Consider the following 20,883-nt stretch of genomic DNA (forward strand, 5'->3'; position numbering starts at 1 on the left):
GCTACCGCAACGTTGCGGCCCCACGGGCGAGAAATCACCAGCGGTAATGCGCGAAGGCCCGGTTCGCCTCGGCCATCTTGTGGGTGTCCTCACGCCGCTTGACAGCGGCACCCAGGCCATTGCTGGCATCGAGGATCTCGTTGGCCAGCCGCTCGATCATGGTCTTCTCGCGGCGCGCCTTGGAAAAGCTGACCAGCCAGCGCAGTGCCAACGTGGTGGAGCGATCGGGGCGAACCTCGACGGGCACCTGGTAGGTGGCGCCACCGACGCGGCGGCTGCGCACCTCGAGGGCGGGCTTGACGTTGTCGAGCGCCCGCTTGAGGGTGACGACCGGATCGGTGCCGGTCTTGTCACGGGCCTGCTCCAGCGCCCCGTAGACGATGCGCTCGGCCAGCGACTTCTTGCCGTCCAGCAGCACCTTGTTGACCAACTGGGTGACCAGTTGCGACCCGTAGACCGGATCGTTGACCAGCGGACGCTTCGGCGCGGGACCCTTGCGCGGCATTAGCTCTTCTCCTTCTTCGCGCCGTAGCGGCTGCGTGCCTGCTTGCGGTTCTTGACACCCTGGGTGTCCAGCGAGCCGCGGATGATCTTGTAGCGCACACCCGGCAGGTCCTTCACACGACCGCCGCGCACCAGCACCATCGAGTGCTCCTGCAGGTTGTGGCCTTCGCCCGGGATGTAGGCGGTGACCTCAACCCCCGTGGTCAGCTTCACGCGAGCGACCTTCCGAAGCGCCGAGTTCGGCTTCTTCGGGGTGGTGGTGTACACGCGAGTGCACACGCCACGGCGCTGCGGGCTGCCCTTGAGGGCCGCGGTCTTGACCTTCGCGACCTTGTCGCGGCGACCCTTGCGGACCAGCTGCTGAATGGTTGGCATCTACCGGCTTTCTATCTCTCGTCCGTCTTTCGGCGGTTTTCAAGTCTCTGTACTGCTGTTTTCGCCCCGCCGCGTACCCCGCTGCCGGGCGTGTCGCACGCACTGCGCACCAGGTAAATCCGATGCATACTGGACATGCGAATTGGCCCGGCGTGCGCGCACGCGTCTCCGCTTGCGCCCCTATCGGCCAGGCACGAGCTTCCACGATACCAGGCGCGGGACGCCCCTCCAAACTCGGTGCGCAGCGCCTTACTGCAGGTCAACGCCGCAATGTCGGCGTCGGTTCCCGACGGCCCAGTTATCGGGCACTGGGACGCCGCTCAATTACCGGCTTAGCCGAGCGCGCTATTGCGGCTGGCCATGCCCGTCGCCAACCGCAGCACCATGTCGGAAAACACCGCGTCGGTGTCCACGTTATCCATCACGCCGGTCATCTCCAGCAGTACGAACCCATGCAGCGCTGCCCAGAACTCCAGCGCAGAGTAGAACGCGTCGGTGCCGTCCAGGCCGTAGGAGGTCAGCACCTCGATCACCGGCGCCGCGGCTGCGTGCGACGCGGCGGTGAACTCGGGGTCATCGCCGCCCAGCGGTATGCGGGTGAATGCCGAGTACCGGCCTGGGTGGTGGTGGGCATAGCTGCGGTAGGCGCTGGCCATCGCCATCACGGCGTCGTCGCGGGTGCGGCCCTGCCCGACCGCGGACAGCATCTGCAAGATGTCGTCGATGACGTGCATTCGGACGGTCCGGCGCAGGTCGTCCAGGCTGTGCACGTGGTTGTACAGCGACGGGCCCTTGGTGCCCAGCTGCGTGGCCAGGGCGTTGATCGTCAATCCGTCCCAGCCCTCGCGATCCAGGAACGTCAGGGCCGCATTGACGATAACGTCGCGACTGAGTTTGGCTGACCTCGTTGCCGGCCGACCGCCGGGGCGCGACCGACCGCCCGCCGAGTCCGGTTCCGGCTGAAATGTCATCACAAGCCCTTCAATGGTGGATCGACGAAACTCTAGTGGACCGATGGGCAGCGCCGTGGGCATCAACGGTGGAAAGCACGACAGCCCGACAACCGGGCATGGGCCCGGTGCCGTCGCTCGACGCTCGGGCGGCTCCGGCGCGGTAGCCCGTGACCACCCAGGGGTCGTCTAACACGCTGATCGCCGATAACGTCGTCAACGACATCACGGTGTACGCCTGGGACCACACAGTCCCGTACCAGAGTGGCGATCCTCTCGTCCTCGACCGTGGTCGAGAGTTAGGAATGACGAACCGGATCGACCGCGTTCCGGCCCAGGAACCCCGAAGGACGTACTCCGATGCACTCCCCCACCCTCATCGCCGGCATCGGTGTGCTCGCCGCCCTTGCCTTGGCGGGTTGCGGATCCACCAGTAACGAGACCAACTCCCCGACGGCCACGGCCGGGAAGTCCGGGGCTCAGGTGGAAGTAGGCAACACCATCAACTACGGCTCGTTCGGCACCACCGCCGAAATCGACTGCGCCGACGGCAAGTCACTTAACGTCGGCGGCTCGAACAACACCCTCACGGTCAAGGGCTCGTGCGCATCGGTGAACATCGGCGGCGCCGACAACAAGATCAACTTCGAGAAGATCGACAAGGAACTCTCCGTCGTCGGCCTCAACAACACCATCACGTATAAGGGCGAGCCGAAGGTGAACAACCTCGGTTCGGGCAATACTCTCAACAAGAGCTGAGCAAGGCGGTCGGGGCTGGGCGAGCCTATGCCATTCGCCCAATTGCGTGAACGGGGTCACCCGCAGACGAGAGCTAGGACGACTGAAATGAGCGAACTCCGCGGGCGTGACAAATTAATCCACGGATATCTGAACCTGCTCGAGGCCTCACTAACGGGAATGCTATTTGACGACGACCCCTGCGATAAATGGTCTGGTGGTTCATTTGATCGAAACACGCGACTTTTGGGCCGGGATTGGCCGTCGATATCGTTCTCCATGATTGGGGGCGTCCGTATGCGGAATCTTCGTTACGCATGCGAGACAGTGCTTCTGGACGGTATCGAGGGTGATCTCATCGAGACCGGAGTATGGCGCGGAGGGGCATGCATTCTCATGAAGGGCGTTCTCGATTGCTACGGCGAGAAAGCCCGGCGCGTCTTTGTTGCAGATAGTTTCGCCGGACTTCCGCAGCCAGACCCAGAGCAGTTTCCCCATGACGCAGGCGACCTGCACCATACTTATACCGCACTTGAGGTATCGAAGAGTGACGTCGAGGACAATTTCCGCCGCTTCGGTCTCCTGGACGACAATGTCGTGTTTCTTGAGGGTTGGTTCAAGGACACGTTGCCCAGCGCCCCGATCGATCGCTTAGCGGTATTGCGACTCGACGGTGACATGTACGAGTCGACAATAGAAGCGCTCGACGCGCTGTACCACAAGGTTTCGTATGGTGGTTTCGTAATCGTGGACGACTACTTCCTGCCACCGTGCGCTCAGGCAATCCACGATTTCCGCGGTCGCCATGGAATCACTGCGCCGATATTGCCTATCGATGGATGTGGCACCTACTGGCGTGTCGACCACAAGCCGATTCGATAAGGGCACCGACGTCCTTGCAAACTCCGAACCCTGAGAGACCAAACAGGTTGGGACGGTAGCGATTTCGATCCACGACTGAATGGCACGGGATGGCGCGACGTGGCTCAGTCAGGGCCCGCCGGCAAGATGGGTTTCAGGATCTCGGCTTGGCTGCGAGCAGAGAAAATCCGATGGCCCCGCTCAGCCAGTTCGCGGCGGGCCTTCTCGTCGCCAAGCAGCTCGACGCAGCGATCCACCAGTCCGTCATACTCCGCGAAGGCGACACCACTCTCTAAGCCGCGTTCCTGCGCCAGATCAGCACTGCGTTCCGAGACAACCGCACGTTTGTTCGCGAGCAGGTAGGAAACTCGTACGATTTCGAAAACCTTCGCCTGAAAATAATGGATGTTAATAACGATTTTTGACCGGGCAATCCACGCATCCCGGTCTGCGCCGTAAATTCCAAAGATCGATTCAACACGGAAGCCCCGGGCCCGCAGCTCCTCGAGAACAGCAAACCGGCGGTCGTTCATGGAACCGTAGAAGAGCACATCGACGTCCTCGGGCCCGGGTGCAATTCGGGCCAGCTGGGGGACGTATCCGATCGGAACGTGAACGGGCCGGGGCACTCCCCAAGCGGCGAGCCGTTCGATGTTGACCTCGCTATAGTCCCAAACCGGGTACCGCCGGAATGTTTCGAGCAGCGCAGGGGTCATCCATCCCGAGTCGCTATCCACTTGTTCGAGGTTGTACAGGATGGAATTAGTAGGCGGCTCAATCCCGAACCTATCCAGGAGGTTGGATCCGAGCACAATGGTGCAGCGGTCGATGAGATCAAGACGATCCGTCAGGATGCAGTCATAGCCCAGCGCCAGCAGTGCGCAGTGCAGCCCCTCAGCAACCTCGGCAAATGCTGCACTGTGCGCGTAGCCGGGAGCGGACACCACCGCGACGGCAAATCTCATAGGGTGCAACGTAACAGAGCACACTAGCCACCCCATTCCTATTCGGTCGGCCCATAGGAGTGCCGTTGTTGTGCTACTTCGAGTGCTGTGTTCCCGGTGAATGAGGCCATCCAGTTTCGAGTCCTGCGACCCAATGTCGTAGTTGGAAGTGGCATTCCGCCGAGGACGTCGTGCTCAGGCTGCGCCGTGCCGTGAGTTGGCCAGCGATGGCGCGCATGGCTCTCAGCCCTTCCGTTTTCGGGCGAAGGTCGGTTCCGCCGCCGCCGCGGTACCGCGACACCTAAACGTCGCGCCTCTGTCAGCGTGTTTCGGCGGGATTGCACGAGGCTCCTCGGCATCGGGATCGGAGTGCGCTTCCAGGCCCCTACGGGCCAACGCGACGTGTCTGACCAGCCAGCGCACGGCGGATGCTGTCAGCCAGGTGGGCGCTCAGTAGGACAGAACCGCGACAGCACAGAACGCATCAGGTCATCCGCAAGCGATAGCGAACGCGAACGCGTTGGCCAATGCGATCTTCGAACAACTGAGAATCTCCATAACCGTCAACACCGACCTCCCTCCCATGGCATGCGCACTCCGATACAGTTCGACCTGCTACACCAATCGACCCAACCTGCGGGCCTGAAAAGAAAGCTGGCGACGCCGCCGAACCGGGGCTCATCAGACTCGCCAGGGCAGATTCAGTGAGTAAGAATTGAGCGATCGTGACACCCACAGTGTTCGTCATTGGCACCAGACCGGAAGCCATTAAGGTCATCCCCGTCTATCTCGCCTTTCAGCGGGCGGGTATTCCCAGCCTCATCTGCTCCACTGGACAGCATAATGACCTCGTCGATGACATCTATTCCCTCTTCGATGTCGCCCCTGATATCAGGCTTTCCATCATGAAGCCGGGCCAAAGCCTCTCATACATCACTGAATCGGTTCTGCAGGAGACGCAGAAGTACTTTCAACAGATAAAGCCTTCAATGGTCATCGTCCAAGGTGATACCGCCTCGGCGATGTCGGCCGCACTCTCGGCCTTTTATTGCAAAATTCCCGTAGGACACATCGAAGCCGGACTTCGTACTCACGACATCTATGCTCCATTCCCAGAAGAGGCCAATCGGCAGATCATCTCGCGAATCGCAGAATTCCATTTCGCCCCCACCGATACGTCCGCGGCCAACCTCAGAGCGGAAGGTATCCCCGCCGACAGGATCTTTGTCACAGGAAATACCATTGTCGACGCGCTCTACACCATTGTCGATAGACTTAACCAGGGAGCGGTGACCCCTTCGGATAAGGTCCGTCAGACGATGGATAGGCTCAAGCAGGAAGGGAAATTCACTTTCCTCCTCACCGCACATCGCCGGGAGTCCTTCGATGGCGGACTACACACCATCCTCAAGACGATCAAGGATTACCTTGACGCCCATCCGGACGTCGTAGTGCTCTTTCCCGTACACCCAAATCCGGTAATCTCCGCCACCATCCACGATGTCTTCGGAGATCACCCGGGCCGGCTCATGCTCTTCCCTCCCGTGCCGTATCACGATTTGGTGTACCTCCTCTCGCACGTCGATGGCGTCCTGACCGACTCTGGCGGTATCCAAGAAGAGGCTGTGAGCTTGCATCGCCCGACCCTCGTACTGCGTAATGAAACTGATCGGCCCGAAGCCATAGAAAAGCGCCTTGCAGTTCTTGTAGGTACCGATCCCGCTAAAATCATCCGGGGACTGGATGAGATCCTTGCGCAGCCCTCCCCACCAGATAACTCCGCGAAACAATCCGTCTACGGCGATGGCCGTGCGTCTGAGCGGATCGCCGCCATCATCCAAGGCAGCACGCGAGGACGTAGAAAGCGTATTCTGGTGGGTTCGCCTATCCGGCAAACGCCCGACATCTTGATTGAATTCCTTCGCTCCCTTGAGGAAGTAGACAAGATTTCCTTTGACTTCGACTATCATTTTGTCGACGACAACACTGACTTGAATTCCAGCAAAATTCTGAGCAATTTTGAGGACGTTCATGACGGGCACTGCTACATCGCAAGGCCGGAAGAAACGCAGGAATCTGCATACGATTCCACTAACGAGGTAACCCATAATTGGTCCGATGATGCGATCTGGAAAGTAGCAAGATTTAAAGACGGCATGATCGAACATGCCATTAATCAAGGGTACGATTACCTCTTCCTGATCGATTCCGACCTCGTGTTGCAACCCGGCACTCTCGAGCAATTGATCGCCGATAAAAAAGGAATCGTCTTCAACGTCTACTGGACCTCTTGGCAACCCAACACAGTCGAAATGCCTCAGGTGTGGGTGCAAGACGAGTACAACTTCTTCGATAGAAGCACAAAGCACAGCCCTTCCGCTGAAGAGCAATCGGCCGCCTATGCTAATTTTGCGACGACCCTGAGAACCCCCGGCGTTTATGAGGTGGGGGGCGGTGGCGCCTGCACGCTGATCGACCGCGAGACCCTAGTCAAGGGGGTCTCGTTCAAGCGGATACCAAACATCTCGTTCTGGGGTGAGGATCGCCATTTCTGCGTCCGCGCTGTCGCTTTGGGAGTACCCCTCTACGTCGATACCCACTATCCGGCTTATCACATCTATCGCTCCACCGACCTCGAAGGCATCGCGGCCTTCAAGCGAAACAGCGTGGAGCCTCAAGCCTCGAAGCCCCTACCGCCTTGAAGAGTCAACGAGACGAAAGATCGGGGACAAGTGAAACTCGGCGATAAAGAATTCAACGTGCGCAAATTCTCGTTTTTCTCGAACGAAGATCCCTACGACATGAGATTTGGACACTTGATCTGCTGGTCGCGGATCTATGAGTATCCGTTTGTGCTTTCCGAAATGCGCAGTCTTGGCGGGAGCGATCTTGTAGTCCACAACTGCTGCTGGGGCTTCACCGATATCCACCTTGTTTTCAAGACATGGCTCGACATCGAATATCCGGGCACCATCCATTCCGACATCCGCCCCTCAACGCTTTGGAACACCGCGGTCTGGAATGTCGCAAACGAGCCCACCGAAGCCTACGTCGGCCGGTTCGACGTCGTCATCAACATCTCGACGCTCGAGGAAGTAAATGCCGACCATATCGAGGTCATGAAAAATCACCTCGCCCAGCTACGCAAGGGCGGCAGATTTATCTGCACATTCGATTTCCCCGGCCTTCAGCTCGACCGCATCGAGGCTTTCCTCGGGGCAAAGATCACTGAGGTGCCGTCGCGCGTCAGCCCATTGAATTCGCGGCTTCCCAACACGTCGCTCGGCCTGCCCGACGGATTCACCTGCGGCTACCTCGTGATCGAGCGGACCGCTTGACGTGGTCGGCGACAGCTGGGAAGCCCGCCGGTGACCTGAGTCAGAATCATCCGCAGTTATTCAGTCTCCAACTTCTCGACCGCAAGCCTCAAATTGTCGGCGAGCCGCTGATCGTCGGGCTCAATCTCAAGTGCTGTCGCGGCATAGTCGCGGGACCGCTCGTAGAGCCCCAACCAATAGCAGGCAATGGCACCCAGATCATGTGGACTGGCGCCCCAACACACCTCGTCCCTTAGGTACCCGCTCACATCGTCAGTTATTGCCAGCGTCTTCTCTACCATTGACATAACCAGTGACCAGTCTTTCCTGAGATAGGCAAGGATGGCCATCGCATAAAACGGCTCTCGAGACTGTGGGCATTCGGCAACGGCCCGATAGAGCCAGACTTCTGCCTGCATCCCTTCACCCTTGGCTTGGTAGCTTCTGGAGATGAAACGCATTGCTGCACAACGTTCCACATCCCACGTCGCCGCCGGCAGCCTTAGATAATCGTTGAGCGTTGATATGCACTCATCGTTCATGCCGTAGTACATATATTCACGCCCGAGCCAGAATATTGTCCTGCCGTCCTCGGGGTTTTCCTCCGCGGAAAGTTCCAAGAGCGGTAGGTACTGGCTCCGCGCCTTTGTTGCGTCCGGATAGTGATGGAGCACCATTCCGTCAACCCACGGGACAGAATGGGGATCGGGACCGTCGTATTGCAGGATTTCGTGCACCGGATGCACCCAACGAAAATGTTTGCGCCGGTGTATCTTCTCCATCGGGAATTGTTGCTCGGCAGATCCATCGGCACGATGGTTCCACACAAAGAGATACCGGGCGTAAGTGGTTTCTGGTTCCCAGGCCGCTTCCAGAGCTTTGCGCCACCCAGGCTCGAAAACCTCATCCAAATCATTGGACACGCAGATGTCGACATCCTCTGGAATATGACTCATAGCAATGTTACGGGCGGTATCAAATCGCCAAGGCGTTACGATTTCCTGGTAAACCCTCGCACCACGGCTACGAAGTTTCTCGACCGTCGAATCAGTAGAACCAGTGTCTAGGACTACGACGATGTCGGCTTCGTCGACGGCGTCCATCCAGCGGTCGACAAATTTCTCTTCATTCTTGCAAATTGCATAGACGCAAACCTTGTAACGGCTCAAGCGCGGATCCTTTGCACTCTCTCAGTCAAGCCCGGTTTGTATGGAACGGCTGCGCCCCGAGGATCTCCGAGAAGGCTCAGGGATCCTGCTTGACGGCGATAATTTCAGCGAGGGTGGCCGTGGTGCGGTTGTAGTCGTTGATCCGCTTCATGTCATACATCGCGGGGCCGGTGGCGGGGGTGGTTGTGAGGGTGTAACGACCGGTGTCTGGGTAGCTGCGGACAATGCTCTGGAGTGCAGATTGGTTATCGAGTTTGGTGGCGTCGTCCAGGTTGAGGCCGACCTGGTACAGGGCGGGTTCGGTATCGAGGATGGCGGTCAGTCGGCCGACGAGAGGTTCGGGGGCGAAGAACTGCCAGCCTTGATCAAGGTGCAGCCAGAATCGGCCTTCAATGGCGTTGTGGATTTGTGTGGGTTCGATGCTGCGGTCTGGGCTGATTTCCAGGAACGGATAGTGCTCGGCGAGCCACCTGCGGTCGGCCGTGTCGAGGCCGGTGTCGATTAGCAGGAAGCGGCCGATCCGGTCGATGTCGCTGCAGCAGTTGAGGAATGAGTTGAGGGTGAGTTCAACTTGGGAGCGATCGCGACCGGCGATGAAGGTCACTGTGACCTCAGAGTCGGGGGACCCTTGGGTCAGGCTGTGCGCCAAAGTCTTTGGGTAAGTCCTGCTGATTTCGAGCATTGTGGGCACGGCGAAGTTACGGTTGAGGACGACTCGGCTCCTGGTGACGTCGTTGAGGTCGTCGCTGGCCAGCAACCGTTGGCAAGCCCTGAATGACTCCTCATGCTTACCCAGCCAAGATGCGCAGATTGCGAGCTCATCGATGGCCGTGACGGAATAGACGCGGCCGCGAACGAACAGGATGTCGGTAGGCAGCGGGATCTGAGCGGCCTCTTTGGCGAAGAAATAGCCCAACTGCCATTCCCGGTTGGAGCGGTAGTGAGTGGCGATAGCGCACAGCGGTTCGGCGCGGACGGGCCGGTAAGCCCATGCTTTGAGGTACGCGTCTTGGACGAGAGGCCAGGGTTCACCGAGTGCGGCCGTGCATTCGGCGACACGGAGGAGGGAGCAAAAGACTTCTTCGGGCCAGCCGCCCATCTCGGCTCGCCGCGCATACCATTGGCGGGCTGAACGGAGATCGCCGTAGTCACGGTAGCTTTGGGCTAGATAGAACACCGACCGATCGTCGTCGGGATTGCGGTGCACCTCGGCCAGCAGTAATTCGGCGTCCCTCAGGTATTTATCGGGGTCCTGGCTGCGCGCACCGACCGTGCGTGCTTGGATCCAGAAGTCCCCTGGCAGTAGCTCCTCGGTGCAGGGCGTGTCGCACGTGACGTATTCGTGTACCACCCCCACCCAGCGCCACGGTAGCCCGTCGCGGAATAGGTGTCTCCGCTGATAGACCAGGTCGCCGTACTTGATGGGGACCTTATAGCTGTCGGCCGTCATGTTGCTCAGGTCTGGCGTGCCAAAGAGAACGTCGTCGGCATCCATGGTCAATATGTAGTCGGCGTGGCCTTGGGCGAGTTGAACTGCTTCAGTACGGTTGGCGCCGAAGTTGCGCCACGGCCGCTCGTGTAGGAGCCCAGGGATACCTCGATCGGCAAAGTATTCGCGGATGAGGTCCTGGGTACCGTCATCGGACCCGGTATCGACAATCACCCAGGTCGTGATGAATGGCGCGATCGAATCGAACAATTCACGGATGACATGTGATTCGTTACGCACGATCATGTTCAAACAGATCGTCGGAGTCTTAGTCATCTTTCCCCGCCTAGGCAACCAGACCACACTCAATAGCAAACTCATGCTACAAGGCCATCAGATCCAAGACCCCCGTCATCCCACAATTTCACTGCGCGACAGCAGATGTGGACCCACGGCATCGTCCCTCCCGATCGACTTAATGAGCATCTGTACAAATGCGAGTCGCGGTTGCGCGACCACGATCGACACGGCCGGCTCAGTCTTATCTGAGGACAGCGCAGCGATGCGGCCATCAGCCGGAACTTTGCGATCGTTCAGAGTCGTTGGAGTGCAGGCTGGACGGATACGAGATGAGATCTTGCCGCTGCATCAGGCTCCCCGAGCAGCGCGGCCAGGACAAGTACGCGTACGGGATGCTTGGGCATGTCGAAATGACGAGCCATCAACGGACTGGCCCTGCTTTTTGCGGTTGAGTTCAACAACTTGCGGCCTTGCGGTACTGGAACCGCACGCGGGCCACGCCGCGTAGCCTATGCGGAAAGTGCAGTTGGACTTTGCAGGTAACTAGGCCACGAGTGGAGCAGAGATAACAACGGATAGCGATCTGGCTTCCAATGACGTCATGGCGCCGGAACCGATATCGCTTCAGCCGCGTCACCTTCTGATGTTGTTTGTGATCGCGCTGGCCGGGCTCTACCTACTGGTATTCCTGACCGGCGACAGGCAGCCCACGCCCAAGCTTGGTATTGACCTCGTCGGCGGGACTCGAGTCACCCTGACGACGCGCACCCTCGATGGCAGTTCGCCCACCCATATTGCTCTCAGGCAGGCCCAGCAGATCATCGGTTCACGTGTAAATGGCCTTGGCGTTGCGGGCTCAGAAGTGGTGATCGACGGTGACAACCTAGTGATCACGGTCCCAGGCGATGACGGCAGTGCGGTCCGGAACCTGGGCCAGACTGCCCGCCTTTACATTCGGCCGGTGATCGGGCAGCCCACCCCCGCAGAGATCGCGTCGAAGCCATCTCCCAGCAGTCTGCCGGCGGCAGCCTCCCAAAAAGACAACCTAACCGCACGAATCGAATTCGAGAAAGAACTGCGTCAGAGCACTGATCCGAACATTCAGCAGTCGGCGGTGCAGTACATGGTCAGTCGATGCGGCCAAGAGGACGTGCTCGCGGGTCGTGACGATCCGAATTTGCCCCTGGTGGCATGTTCGGTCGACCACACAACGGTCTACGTTTTGGACAAGTCCATGATCAGTGGCGACCAGATCACCGATGCGAGTGCCTCACTCAACCAGGATATCTGGGCGTATGCCATCAATCTGGCATTCAACCCCGAGGCGACTGATACGTGGGCCACCTTCACCACAAACAACGTGGGCAAGTTGGCAGCGTTCACACTCGACTCGCAGGTTGTCAGCGCTCCACAGATCCGCGTGCCGATCACTAATGGTCGTACCCAGATCGATAGTGGCAAACCAGGTTTCACGGCCGACTCGGCCAAACAATTCGCCGACATCCTCAAGTACGGCTCGCTACCACTGTCCTTTCAGACTTCAGAGGCTGAAACCGTTTCAGCCACATTGGGGTTGACTTCCCTGCGCGCCGGGTTGATCGCAGGCGCGATCGGGCTGGCGCTCGTGCTCGTTTACTCGCTCTTGTATTACCGGTGGCTCGGCTTACTGATGGTGTTGTCGCTCGTTGCCTCCGGCGCCATGGTGTTCGGAATCTTGGTGCTGTTGGGCAGATACATCAACTACAGCCTCGACTTGGCCGGTATCGCCGGTTTGATCATCGGTATCGGCACGACAGCCGATTCATTCGTGGTTCTCTTTGAACGAATCAAAGACCAGACACGCAGGGGCGGCACCACTTTCTGGGAGGCCGTGCCGCGTGGCTGGATTCGAGCCCGCAAAACGATATTGTCAGGCAACGCGGTTACGTTCCTTGCCGCCGTGGTGCTCTACATCCTGGCGGTAGGTCAGGTGAAAGGCTTCGCTTTCACGCTCGGCCTGACAACGGTTCTTGACGTCGTCGTGGTGTCGATGGTTACGGCACCGCTGATGCTGATCGCTTCGAAGTCTGAACCGTTCCGGGTTTGATGCCGGCTTTGCGTTTGGGGATCACCGACTGGAATGTCTGGCGGCAAGCGCAGTGGGTGCAATCACATTCTTGAGGCGGGTCGTAGTGGACGCCGCCGCAACCGGCCAGATCCGCACACCGACATCAGACCGTAGCTCCGTTGTTGTTCTGAACCTCAGATGCCGAGATACATTCCTGCCGAACCGTTTCGGGGCCTAGGACGATGTGAACGGGCATTGGGTCGCATCCAGTGGCGCACGAATCCGTGCGAGCCAGCGGTATCGGCGTGAGGTCTTGCCGGCGGCATTGACCGCCTAAACCTCAGAGAGCGTGCCAGTGCTAGCGGCTACGCGGATAGGCAAACCACGCCAGCTGGATCACGGCCTTCCCTGCGCGACAGGCGATCACAGTTGGTTACCTCCAGCAGGTGCTGGAGGTAACCAACTGAGTGATCACGGTATCGCGCCGGTCGCGCCGGTCGCGCCGGTCGCGCCGGTCGCGCCGGTCGCGCCGGTCGCGCCGGTAGCACCGGTTCCGCCCGTCGCCCCGGTTCCGCCCGTCGCCCCGGTCTCGCCGGTCGCCCCGGTTCCGCCCGTCGCCCCGGTTCCGCCCGTCGCACCCGTACCGCCCGTCGCACCCGTATCGCCCGTCGCCCCGGTCTCGCCGGTAGCACCGGTTCCGCCGGTAGCACCGGTTCCGCCCGTCGCACCCGTACCGCCCGTCGCACCCGTACCGCCCGTGGCACCGGTCTCGCCGGTAGCCCCGGTTCCGCCCGTGGCACCGGTTCCGCCCGTCGCACCCGTACCGCCCGTCGCACCCGTACCGCCCGTGGCACCGGTCTCGCCGGTAGCCCCGGTTCCGCCCGTGGCACCGGTTCCGCCCGTCGCACCCGTACCGCCCGTCGCCCCGGTCTCGCCGGTAGCACCGGTTCCGCCCGTCGCACCCGTACCGCCCGTCGCCCCGGTTCCGCCCGTGGCACCGGTTCCGCCCGTGGCACCGGTTCCGCCCGTCGCACCCGTACCGCCCGTCGCACCCGTACCGCCCGTGGCACCGGTCTCGCCGGTAGCACCGGTTCCGCCCGTCGCCCCGGTCTCGCCGGTAGCCCCGGTTCCGCCCGTCGCACCCGTACCGCCCGTCGCCCCGGTTCCGCCGGTAGCACCGGTTCCGCCCGTCGCACCCGTACCGCCCGTCGCACCCGTACCGCCCGTCGCCCCGGTCTCGCCGGTAGCCCCGGTTCCGCCTGTCGCACCCGTACCGCCCGTCGCCCCGGTTCCGCCGGTAGCACCGGTTCCGCCCGTCGCACCCGTACCGCCCGTCGCACCCGTACCGCCCGTCGCCCCGGTCTCGCCGGTAGCCCCGGTTCCGCCCGTCGCACCCGTACCGCCCGTCGCCCCGGTTCCGCCCGTGGCACCCGTACCGCCCGTCGCCCCGGTTCCGCCCGTCGCACCCGTACCGCCCGTCGCCCCGGTCTCGCCGGTAGCACCGGTTCCGCCCGTCGCCCCGGTTCCGCCCGTCGCCCCGGTTCCGCCCGTGGCACCCGTACCGCCCGTGGCACCGGTTCCGCCCGTGGCACCCGTTCCGCCCGTCGCACCGGTCTCGCCGGTAGCACCGGTTCCGCCCGTCGCACCAGTCTCACCAGTAGCACCCGTCGAGCCGGTCGCACCCGTCGAGCCGGTCGCACCCGTCGAGCCGGTCGCACCCGTCGAGCCGGTCGCACCCGTGGAACCCGTGGCACCCGTGGAACCCGTGGCACCCGTCGCACCCGTCGAGCCGGTCGCACCCGTGGCACCCGTCGAGCCGGTCGCACCCGTCGAGCCGGTCGCACCCGTGGAACCCGTGGCACCCGTCGCGCCCGTGGCACCCGTCGCGCCCGTAGCACCCGTCGGGCCGGCAGGTGCGGGGGCACCGGTATTACCAGTCGCGCCCGTGAATCCGCCTGGGCCTGTAGTGCCTCGGCCACCGTCGGCGCCAGCGCCACCGGGCCGTCCGAACACTCCACCGCGACCGCTAGCACCCCCCTGACCGCCCGATCCGCCTGCACCGGGGAGGCCGGGCGCGCCGCCGTCAGCCCCAACCGGTCCGCCATCACCACCGGCACCGCCGTTGCCGGCCGCACCGCCAGTTCCACCGCTGCCGCCATTGCCGCCGCGGCCGCCGCTGCCAAAGAAGTTCAATACTCCGACGTTGCCGCCAGCCCCGCCATTGCCGCCCGGGTTGCCTGGGTTGCCGTTGCCGCCGACACCGCCGCCACCACCGCCACCACCGTCGTAGCCATTTGCGCCGTTGGCACCTGTCGAGCCAGCCGTGCCGGCTGCGCCTGAACCACCGTTCCCGCCCTTGCCACCGTTGCCTAGGAGCAGGCCGCCATCACCGCCCCTGCCGCCATCGCCGCCACCGGCACCGCCGGCACCACCGGTCCCACCGTTGCCGATCCAGCGTGTCCCACCGCCAGCACCGCCATCGGCTCCACCACTTCCACCGGCACCGCCAGCACCACCGTTACCGATCGTGCCTGCCGCACCGCCGGCGCCACCAGCGCCACCGGTGCCGCCGCTACCACCAGCGCCCCCCGCACCACCATTGCTTATGACAGCCAGGAGACCGGCGGAACCACCACGTCCGCCGGCGCCACCAGCGCCGTCGCCCGCTCCGGCACCGCCGGCACCACCCTTGCCGCCGGTACCCCACAGCGACAGGAACCCCGTGTTTCCGCCGGCGCCACCAGCGCCGCCAGCGTCGCCGAGCGTGGTCGCCGCACCGCCGGCACCGCCCGCGCCACCACTGCCGAGGAACAACCCCCCACGACCGCCAGCACCACCGGTGCCGCCGGCGGTTAGGGCCGACCCGCCCGCACCGCCGTGACCAAACCAGCCCGCCGATCCACCGTTGCCCCCGTTATAGCCATTTCCGCCGTTCCCGATCAACCCGCCCCAGCCACCGTTGCAGGAGCCGGTCGTGCAGGTAGTGGAAGTCCAGGAGTAGCCATTGCCAAGCAAAATGCCTGCATTGGGGTTGTCGGCAGTCCCATTCCCAATGAAGATCCGGATGAAGGCCGAAATCGGGTCGGAAGCGGTCGCCGAAGCCGAAGCCGAGCGAGAGGCCACGGCCGCCGTTGAGGCCACCGCCGACGTCAAGGGATCGACCGGATCACTGCTGGTCGTACTCGGCGCCGCCACAGGCTTCGCCGTAGCTCCCTTGCCCCCCAATTCCCGCCGGGACACCGCCAACGCCGCCCACATCAACGGCTCGGCCCCCGGCAGGTCTTTACCGCCGAGCCCCAACCACGACAACAACCCGTTGTTCGCCGCCAACGATTTCGGCACCTCAGCCGCGGCCGGCGGCGAGGACACCATCACCGGCGCAGAGTCGCTCTCAGAGCCCGATCCCGAACCTGCGCCAGCAGATACCGAATCCAATGAGTTCGGCGTCGATGTGCCTGCATTCTCAAGAACGGACCCCGTGCCCTTATCGCCGCTGGTGCCCCGCCCACTCTGCCCGCGCGGTGCGGTGGAAGCCGAGGAGCTGTTCGAGCTCGAGCCCGCGGATGTGCGTCCCGATGAGGTACTTCCGGAACCGGGATTCGAACCCGCCGAGCCGCCCGGCTTATCCGCCCGCCGCGGCCCTCGTGCGTCTCCATGTCCCGAGCTGCCCGAACCCGCTGAGCCAGCCCCAGAGCCCGACGATCCACCCGAACCCGACGGATCGGCAAGAACTACGGGAACACCCACTATTGCGGCACCCACACCCAGCGCCACGGCCAACGCCCCCACGCGACCCACAAAGGTAGCTGCGCTGCTGACCGGTGCCATCCGGCGCGCCCGCCGGGAAAGCCTGGGCTCAGGCCCGCAGTCGACTGGGCGGGCTTGCGCCGCATCCAACTTCACAGGCGTTGGTCGCAACGATTTCGAGTCAGACACTATGCACTCCTTAGCGTCAACATTGCGAGCCCCCGCCCACACCGGATGAAGTACAACACGGCCGAAACTTGAACGCCAGCGTTTTCGCAATTACAAAGTGTTGCTGCCTCCGCACGACTGGTCGATGTAGCTTGCCCCCTCTAAGTCGACCGTCGGAATGCTTTGGTGGCCTTAACTGACTCAGCGGTCGATGTCCCGCAGTGGTCGGGTAGCGGTATCGCTTCATCGGATCGCTCGAGGCCGAACTCGTTTACCAGCAAAGCGCAACGTGACGCTAGCTAATTCAAGATCATAATTCGGGGTTGGAATTCAAGATCATCTAAGCCCATCGAGACAGTGCCGTTTGCGCACGAACGCCCGCCACGGACGCGTTCCTCGATGTCTCGACTCGAAAGCAACTTAGGAATGCCGAGACGATCAAACTCGACGCGCGGATTTGGCTAACAAGGCAGTATTCGGCCAGAAGCTCACGACAAAAGACCCAGGCAGGCTAAGCGCGATCGAAACCGATTTTCGAGTGACACCTGTTTGAGGAGACCGAAGCAAGCGGCTAATCATCCAATCGCGCGCTGCTTTGGGCATGTCCCGCAATTGATACGACGCAATCGACCGCGGTGTTAATTCATGACCCGACCCGGCTAGTGCGCATGGGGAACCTGTTCGCAAGGTGACCGATCTGAATAAATTGGACTCGTCCACAATAACAATCAAGATCAATAACCCGTGGTCGATACGTCCAGGATTTGCAATTTTACGGTCGCCCTTAAATCGACGATGCCGCGAAATCTCACCGAGAAGTCTCGGTATCACTGGGCATGGTCCCGATGGGTGACTTCACCCAGCAGCCGCACGTCCCCCGGCGCGATTTCATACGCTCGAACACTCACGATTACGGGTACCTACCCGCGGCCCACAGCGACTGCCACATCCAGCACGACCCGACGGACACACCGCCACGCCATAGGCCACTAGCTGGCACTAAGCCGATGCAGCAGGCGGAGCTGGGGCGGGCTGACCTGCTTCTAGCGCTACGCTCACCCAGTCTTCACATGGGGGTACTGCACTATTTCTGGTCGCCCCATATTCGTGACTATTGCACAGACAAGTCGCCCTGCTCAGATCGCACATTGAGATGAGTCAATTGACATTTACCCGCACATGAAGTTCAGCGGCGCAACGAACCGTCGGCGCCGTCTTGGCTGCGATATACGGCGATGTCGGGGAAACCGTAGAAGAGACGAGGCGGGTAATCTAGTCATTGCACTGATCAAGGTCGATGCGGGATATCCTACCTTCTGCTAACCGATGATCCCGGTGGCAAGTTTGACGTTTCTAGGGCAATCCACACAATGGGTCTTTACGCTCTTATTTGCACTGAGCTAAGAGCTGACACCATGCCGTCATTAAGCTCGCTCAACACTCCTCGTCATTGACACGACCAAAGCAATTCTGCTGGACTTTATCTACCAATTTCCAAAAGGTCAATGCAGAGCTCTGGGTAGAGGATTCCAGTTGGAACCGTGCTTGATTCGCCCACCAAGTAATGCTGGGAGCTGTCGCTCCTGCATTATGCGACCAGCTTGCGAGCCAGCCTTAGATTCCCGCCACGGGGTTACCCACCTACGGCCGGACGCAGCGCTGATTACAGCGTCTACTTGAGGGCCAACCGTGCGGACATGTGGCGCCGATAAAACTGTTTGCGCTAGGGATCCCGACGCCGGGCAGTTGGCGTGCTGCACCGATTTATCGATCTTGAAAACTTGCTGGGATTCCGCGCTATGGTCCTGGATATCAGGCGAACGCCACCCACTCCGGATTTTGATCATGATGTTTGCTGAGCGCAAGGCCAGACCACCGCCGATCGGTAACGGTCAGGCGATTTGGTGCACTGCATCGCACAATTGGCGAGCGCTGGGTCGACGAGGTCAAAAACCGCGGTTGATCAGCGTGTTCAACCGTTTCTTGCATGACAATCCGCGCTTCACCGAGATCCTCAACAACGTCGATCTAGAAGCAGCATGCTGGTCATATGCGAAGCAGGACAACGGAGTTGGGCGTGACCAGCAAAGCCATCCCGATCGCCGCGAGAACCGTCGTGTCGCGCTCGAGGCGATTCTTCGGTGCGCATGACGCCGCAGGCCGGACTCGACGAAGTCGGTTGCTTCCCACGTTGACCGTTCGGGCTCCGCGTCAAGACCGCAAGTAAGTGGCCCCACCTGAAGTCCGTCGACCACACGCGCCGCGCAGCCCCCCCCCAGAGCCCCACCGCGACTGCTCGGCAACTCCCCCGACGGGAATAGTTACAGCCCAGGACCATCCAGGCTTTCGGAAATCCCAGGTGTTCCGGGATGCTTCAATCTAGGCAGCTGGTTTTTCCCTCGCTAGGCGCGACGCTACCGGTACCTTGCAGGGGTGGCACGAGCTACGCGACATCAGATTTGGCGGACATTTTTCGCCGTGCTGGCGGTCGTGTCCGTCTTGGCCACGGTTACGCCTTACTTGCTTCGGCTGACATCGTCGCTAGAAATGCAGCGTAGAAGCGCCACCTCGGTCACTCCGACGACCACCACACCGGTGGTGACCATCAAACCGCTGTCAGTCCGTCCGGTGGTCAGAAGCTCCGCCACCACGCCGACAGAATGCCCGGTGACCACCCAGACCCCATCAAATCAGCCGATACAGGCGTGCGACATCGCCAAGACAGCGGTTTACGAACTCGCACCCGAGGCGCTGAACGTAGATTTGACGAACGTAGGCTCTTTCCGTAATCCCGTCTCCGGTGTCGAGTTGGTGCAGATATCCCTGACTCCGGAATCGGCGAAGCGGTTTGGCCAATTCACTGCAAGCCAAGTGGGCCAACAGGTTTCCTTCGTCCGCGGCGGAACAGTGGTATGGGCCGCCAAAATTTCCGCACCGCTAGAAGGTCAGGTGGTGCAACTGTTCGGCGGGCTGACACCCGAACAAGCCGAGCAAATGGCCCTCATGCTGCGCGACAGCAGCTGAACCAGCAAGGGGCTACGCGGGACGCGGACGCGTCGAACCAGACGGGCGGCGGATCAGTTTCCGGTTGTCTGAAGCTGCTGGGCGGCATCGAGTTCGGCCAGCCGGTCGGCACAGAAATCGCGATTGGCGCTTATCCTGTTCCGGTCTTCATCGGGAAGGCAATCCTTGGTCAGCAACCACTCGAAAATGGCCAACGCCTGGTCGTTCCTGCCGATCCACGATGCGCACACAGCCAGTTCGTCCAGCGCACTCCAGGCATAAACCTCAGCGTGGATGAACAGCACGTCGAGTTCGGGTAACGGAATTCTGGCCGCTTGCTCGGCGAACAAGTAGCCCAGGTGGTAGCGCTCCTCGGTGCGGTAATGGTGGGCGATTGCGAAAAGCGGTTCTGCACGCGTGGGCCGGCACTCCCACGCCCGTAGGTACGCGTCCTGTACCTCCTGCCATGGGGCTCCCAGGTGTGCCAATGTCTCGGCCAACCGGAATAGCGAGAAGTAAATCTCCTCGACAAAGCCTGACGTCTCCTCCGCACGGCGCGCGTACCAGTAGCGTGCGGTGTTGTAATCGCCCAGATCGAAGCAGGATTGGGCCAAATAAAACATGGAGCGAACGTCACTGGGATCGCGTTCAACCTCGGCTAGCAGCAGATCGCGGTCCCGTTCATACTTCTTCGGATCGAGATTGCGGCTGCCCAAACGACGCGATTCAAGGTGGTATTCGCCGTGCAGTCGATCTTCGACATACGGCTCGTCACACGTTGCGTACTCATGAACGACACCGACATAGCGCCATGGCAGACCGTCGCGGAACAACTGCGGGCGCCAGTAGCGGAAGTGCGTTCCGTAGGACAGGGCATACACACCGGCAGTGAGACCGTCGAAGTCGGGTGTACCGAAGACCATGTCGTCGGCATCAATGACCCAGATATAGTCCCCGCGGCCCTGAGCAAGGGCGAGTGCTTCAGAACGATTGTGGCCGAAGTTCTTCCACGGCCGCTCGTATAGCTCACCCGGAATGCCAAGACCGGCCATGTGGGCACGGACCACGTCCTGGGTTCCGTCCTCGGAACCGGTGTCGACGATTACCCAGGAGCTGATAAAAGGGGCGACCGCGTTGAGAACTTCGCGTACAACGTGCGCCTCGTCGCGGACGATCATATTGAGACAGATTGCTGGGCGTCCGTTTCCAGATGCGGGCGCCGCCGTGTCACCTGAATCATGGCTGGGCATGTTCGCACCTCCTTCTACGGATTTGAACCCCGCAAACTCGGGGGGAACGTCCACCTGGTCGTGATGCGCTTGTCCACCATA

15 protein-coding genes and 2 pseudogenes are annotated in these 20,883 nt (G+C 61.3%); 9 read left to right on the top strand and 8 right to left on the bottom strand.

What is annotated here, in order from left to right; genetic code table 11:
• Window positions 1-34: 34 nt before the first annotated feature.
• From rpsG to G6N38_RS05985, 3 genes are all read right to left on the bottom strand, one after another.
• Complete coding sequence (gene rpsG / locus G6N38_RS05975) at window positions 35-505, bottom strand: 30S ribosomal protein S7 (protein WP_003881868.1); 471 nt, start codon at window positions 503-505, stop codon at window positions 35-37.
• Window positions 505-879, bottom strand: a complete 375-nt coding sequence (gene rpsL, locus G6N38_RS05980; RefSeq protein ID WP_163746691.1) for a 30S ribosomal protein S12 — start codon at window positions 877-879, stop codon at window positions 505-507. The genes rpsG and rpsL overlap by 1 nt, the downstream gene beginning before the upstream one ends.
• Window positions 880-1,211: 332 nt before the next feature.
• A complete protein-coding gene (locus G6N38_RS05985) occupies window positions 1,212-1,850 on the bottom strand; it encodes a TetR/AcrR family transcriptional regulator (RefSeq protein ID WP_163746692.1) in 639 nt (212 codons plus the stop codon).
• Between the two features lie 149 nt (window positions 1,851-1,999).
• Here G6N38_RS05985 and G6N38_RS30600 point away from each other — a divergent pair.
• The 3 genes and pseudogenes from G6N38_RS30600 to G6N38_RS06000 all read left to right on the top strand — a co-directional run.
• Window positions 2,000-2,164 (top strand): annotated as a pseudogene (locus tag G6N38_RS30600) (DUF3060 domain-containing protein); the annotation flags it as partial.
• Between the two features lie 25 nt (window positions 2,165-2,189).
• Window positions 2,190-2,588 carry a DUF3060 domain-containing protein gene (locus G6N38_RS05995; RefSeq protein ID WP_163746694.1) on the top strand — a complete coding sequence of 133 codons (399 nt, stop codon included), beginning with the start codon at window positions 2,190-2,192 and terminating at the stop codon, window positions 2,586-2,588.
• Between the two features lie 87 nt (window positions 2,589-2,675).
• Complete coding sequence (locus G6N38_RS06000; RefSeq protein ID WP_163746695.1) at window positions 2,676-3,449, top strand: TylF/MycF/NovP-related O-methyltransferase; 774 nt, start codon at window positions 2,676-2,678, stop codon at window positions 3,447-3,449.
• A 104-nt stretch (window positions 3,450-3,553) separates the two neighbouring features.
• Here the strand turns inward: G6N38_RS06000 and G6N38_RS06005 are convergent, their stop codons facing one another.
• Window positions 3,554-4,393: a CgeB family protein gene (locus tag G6N38_RS06005; RefSeq protein ID WP_163746696.1), complete on the bottom strand. Its 840-nt coding sequence runs from the start codon at window positions 4,391-4,393 to the stop codon at window positions 3,554-3,556.
• A gap of 704 nt (window positions 4,394-5,097) precedes the next feature.
• Here G6N38_RS06005 and wecB point away from each other — a divergent pair.
• Window positions 5,098-7,074: a non-hydrolyzing UDP-N-acetylglucosamine 2-epimerase gene (wecB, locus tag G6N38_RS06010; RefSeq protein WP_163746697.1), complete on the top strand. Its 1,977-nt coding sequence runs from the start codon at window positions 5,098-5,100 to the stop codon at window positions 7,072-7,074.
• Between the two features lie 30 nt (window positions 7,075-7,104).
• On the top strand, window positions 7,105-7,710 hold the full coding sequence (locus G6N38_RS06015; RefSeq protein ID WP_163746698.1) for a class I SAM-dependent methyltransferase: 606 nt from the start codon (window positions 7,105-7,107) through the stop codon (window positions 7,708-7,710).
• A 56-nt stretch (window positions 7,711-7,766) separates the two neighbouring features.
• Here the strand turns inward: G6N38_RS06015 and G6N38_RS06020 are convergent, their stop codons facing one another.
• Together G6N38_RS06020 and G6N38_RS06025 are read right to left on the bottom strand one after the other, a co-directional pair.
• Window positions 7,767-8,858, bottom strand: coding sequence for a tetratricopeptide repeat-containing glycosyltransferase (locus G6N38_RS06020; RefSeq protein ID WP_163746699.1), 1,092 nt, complete (start codon window positions 8,856-8,858; stop codon window positions 7,767-7,769).
• 76 nt (window positions 8,859-8,934) lie between these two features.
• A complete protein-coding gene (locus G6N38_RS06025) occupies window positions 8,935-10,623 on the bottom strand; it encodes a tetratricopeptide repeat-containing glycosyltransferase (protein ID WP_163746700.1) in 1,689 nt (562 codons plus the stop codon).
• Window positions 10,624-11,188: 565 nt separating this feature from the next.
• On the opposite strand from G6N38_RS06025, the pseudogene secD reads away from it, so the two are divergent.
• Window positions 11,189-12,655, top strand: a pseudogene (gene secD, locus G6N38_RS06030) (protein translocase subunit SecD); the annotation flags it as partial.
• 450 nt (window positions 12,656-13,105) lie between these two features.
• Here secD and G6N38_RS30975 read toward each other — a convergent pair.
• On the bottom strand, window positions 13,106-15,649 hold the full coding sequence (locus tag G6N38_RS30975; RefSeq protein WP_179968485.1) for a hypothetical protein: 2,544 nt from the start codon (window positions 15,647-15,649) through the stop codon (window positions 13,106-13,108).
• 49 nt (window positions 15,650-15,698) lie between these two features.
• On the opposite strand from G6N38_RS30975, the gene G6N38_RS06040 reads away from it, so the two are divergent.
• From G6N38_RS06040 to G6N38_RS06050, 3 genes are all read left to right on the top strand, one after another.
• Window positions 15,699-16,619, top strand: coding sequence for a hypothetical protein (locus tag G6N38_RS06040; protein ID WP_163746702.1), 921 nt, complete (start codon window positions 15,699-15,701; stop codon window positions 16,617-16,619).
• A 1,889-nt stretch (window positions 16,620-18,508) separates the two neighbouring features.
• The gene (locus tag G6N38_RS06045) at window positions 18,509-18,700 is read left to right on the top strand and encodes a hypothetical protein (protein ID WP_163746703.1); all 192 of its coding nucleotides are present in this window, start codon (window positions 18,509-18,511) and stop codon (window positions 18,698-18,700) included.
• A 327-nt stretch (window positions 18,701-19,027) separates the two neighbouring features.
• On the top strand, window positions 19,028-19,573 hold the full coding sequence (locus G6N38_RS06050) for a SecDF P1 head subdomain-containing protein (RefSeq protein WP_163746704.1): 546 nt from the start codon (window positions 19,028-19,030) through the stop codon (window positions 19,571-19,573).
• Between the two features lie 53 nt (window positions 19,574-19,626).
• Here the strand turns inward: G6N38_RS06050 and G6N38_RS06055 are convergent, their stop codons facing one another.
• Complete coding sequence (locus tag G6N38_RS06055) at window positions 19,627-20,802, bottom strand: glycosyltransferase (RefSeq protein ID WP_163746705.1); 1,176 nt, start codon at window positions 20,800-20,802, stop codon at window positions 19,627-19,629.
• Between the last annotated feature and the right edge of the window lie 81 nt (window positions 20,803-20,883).

The organism is Mycolicibacterium helvum, from assembly GCF_010731895.1.
GTDB lineage: Bacteria > Actinomycetota > Actinomycetes > Mycobacteriales > Mycobacteriaceae > Mycobacterium > Mycobacterium helvum.

Coding starts and splice junctions, on each gene's coding strand:
- rpsG (WP_003881868.1), bottom strand. CDS start 505: ATGCCGCGCAAGGGTCCCGCGCCGAAGCGTCCGCTGGTCAACGATCCG.
- rpsL (WP_163746691.1), bottom strand. CDS start 879: ATGCCAACCATTCAGCAGCTGGTCCGCAAGGGTCGCCGCGACAAGGTC.
- G6N38_RS05985 (WP_163746692.1), bottom strand. CDS start 1,850: ATGACATTTCAGCCGGAACCGGACTCGGCGGGCGGTCGGTCGCGCCCC.
- G6N38_RS05995 (WP_163746694.1), top strand. CDS start 2,190: ATGCACTCCCCCACCCTCATCGCCGGCATCGGTGTGCTCGCCGCCCTT.
- G6N38_RS06000 (WP_163746695.1), top strand. CDS start 2,676: ATGAGCGAACTCCGCGGGCGTGACAAATTAATCCACGGATATCTGAAC.
- G6N38_RS06005 (WP_163746696.1), bottom strand. CDS start 4,393: ATGAGATTTGCCGTCGCGGTGGTGTCCGCTCCCGGCTACGCGCACAGT.
- G6N38_RS06025 (WP_163746700.1), bottom strand. CDS start 10,623: ATGACTAAGACTCCGACGATCTGTTTGAACATGATCGTGCGTAACGAA.
- G6N38_RS06040 (WP_163746702.1), top strand. CDS start 15,699: ATGAAGGCCGAAATCGGGTCGGAAGCGGTCGCCGAAGCCGAAGCCGAG.
- G6N38_RS06055 (WP_163746705.1), bottom strand. CDS start 20,802: ATGCCCAGCCATGATTCAGGTGACACGGCGGCGCCCGCATCTGGAAAC.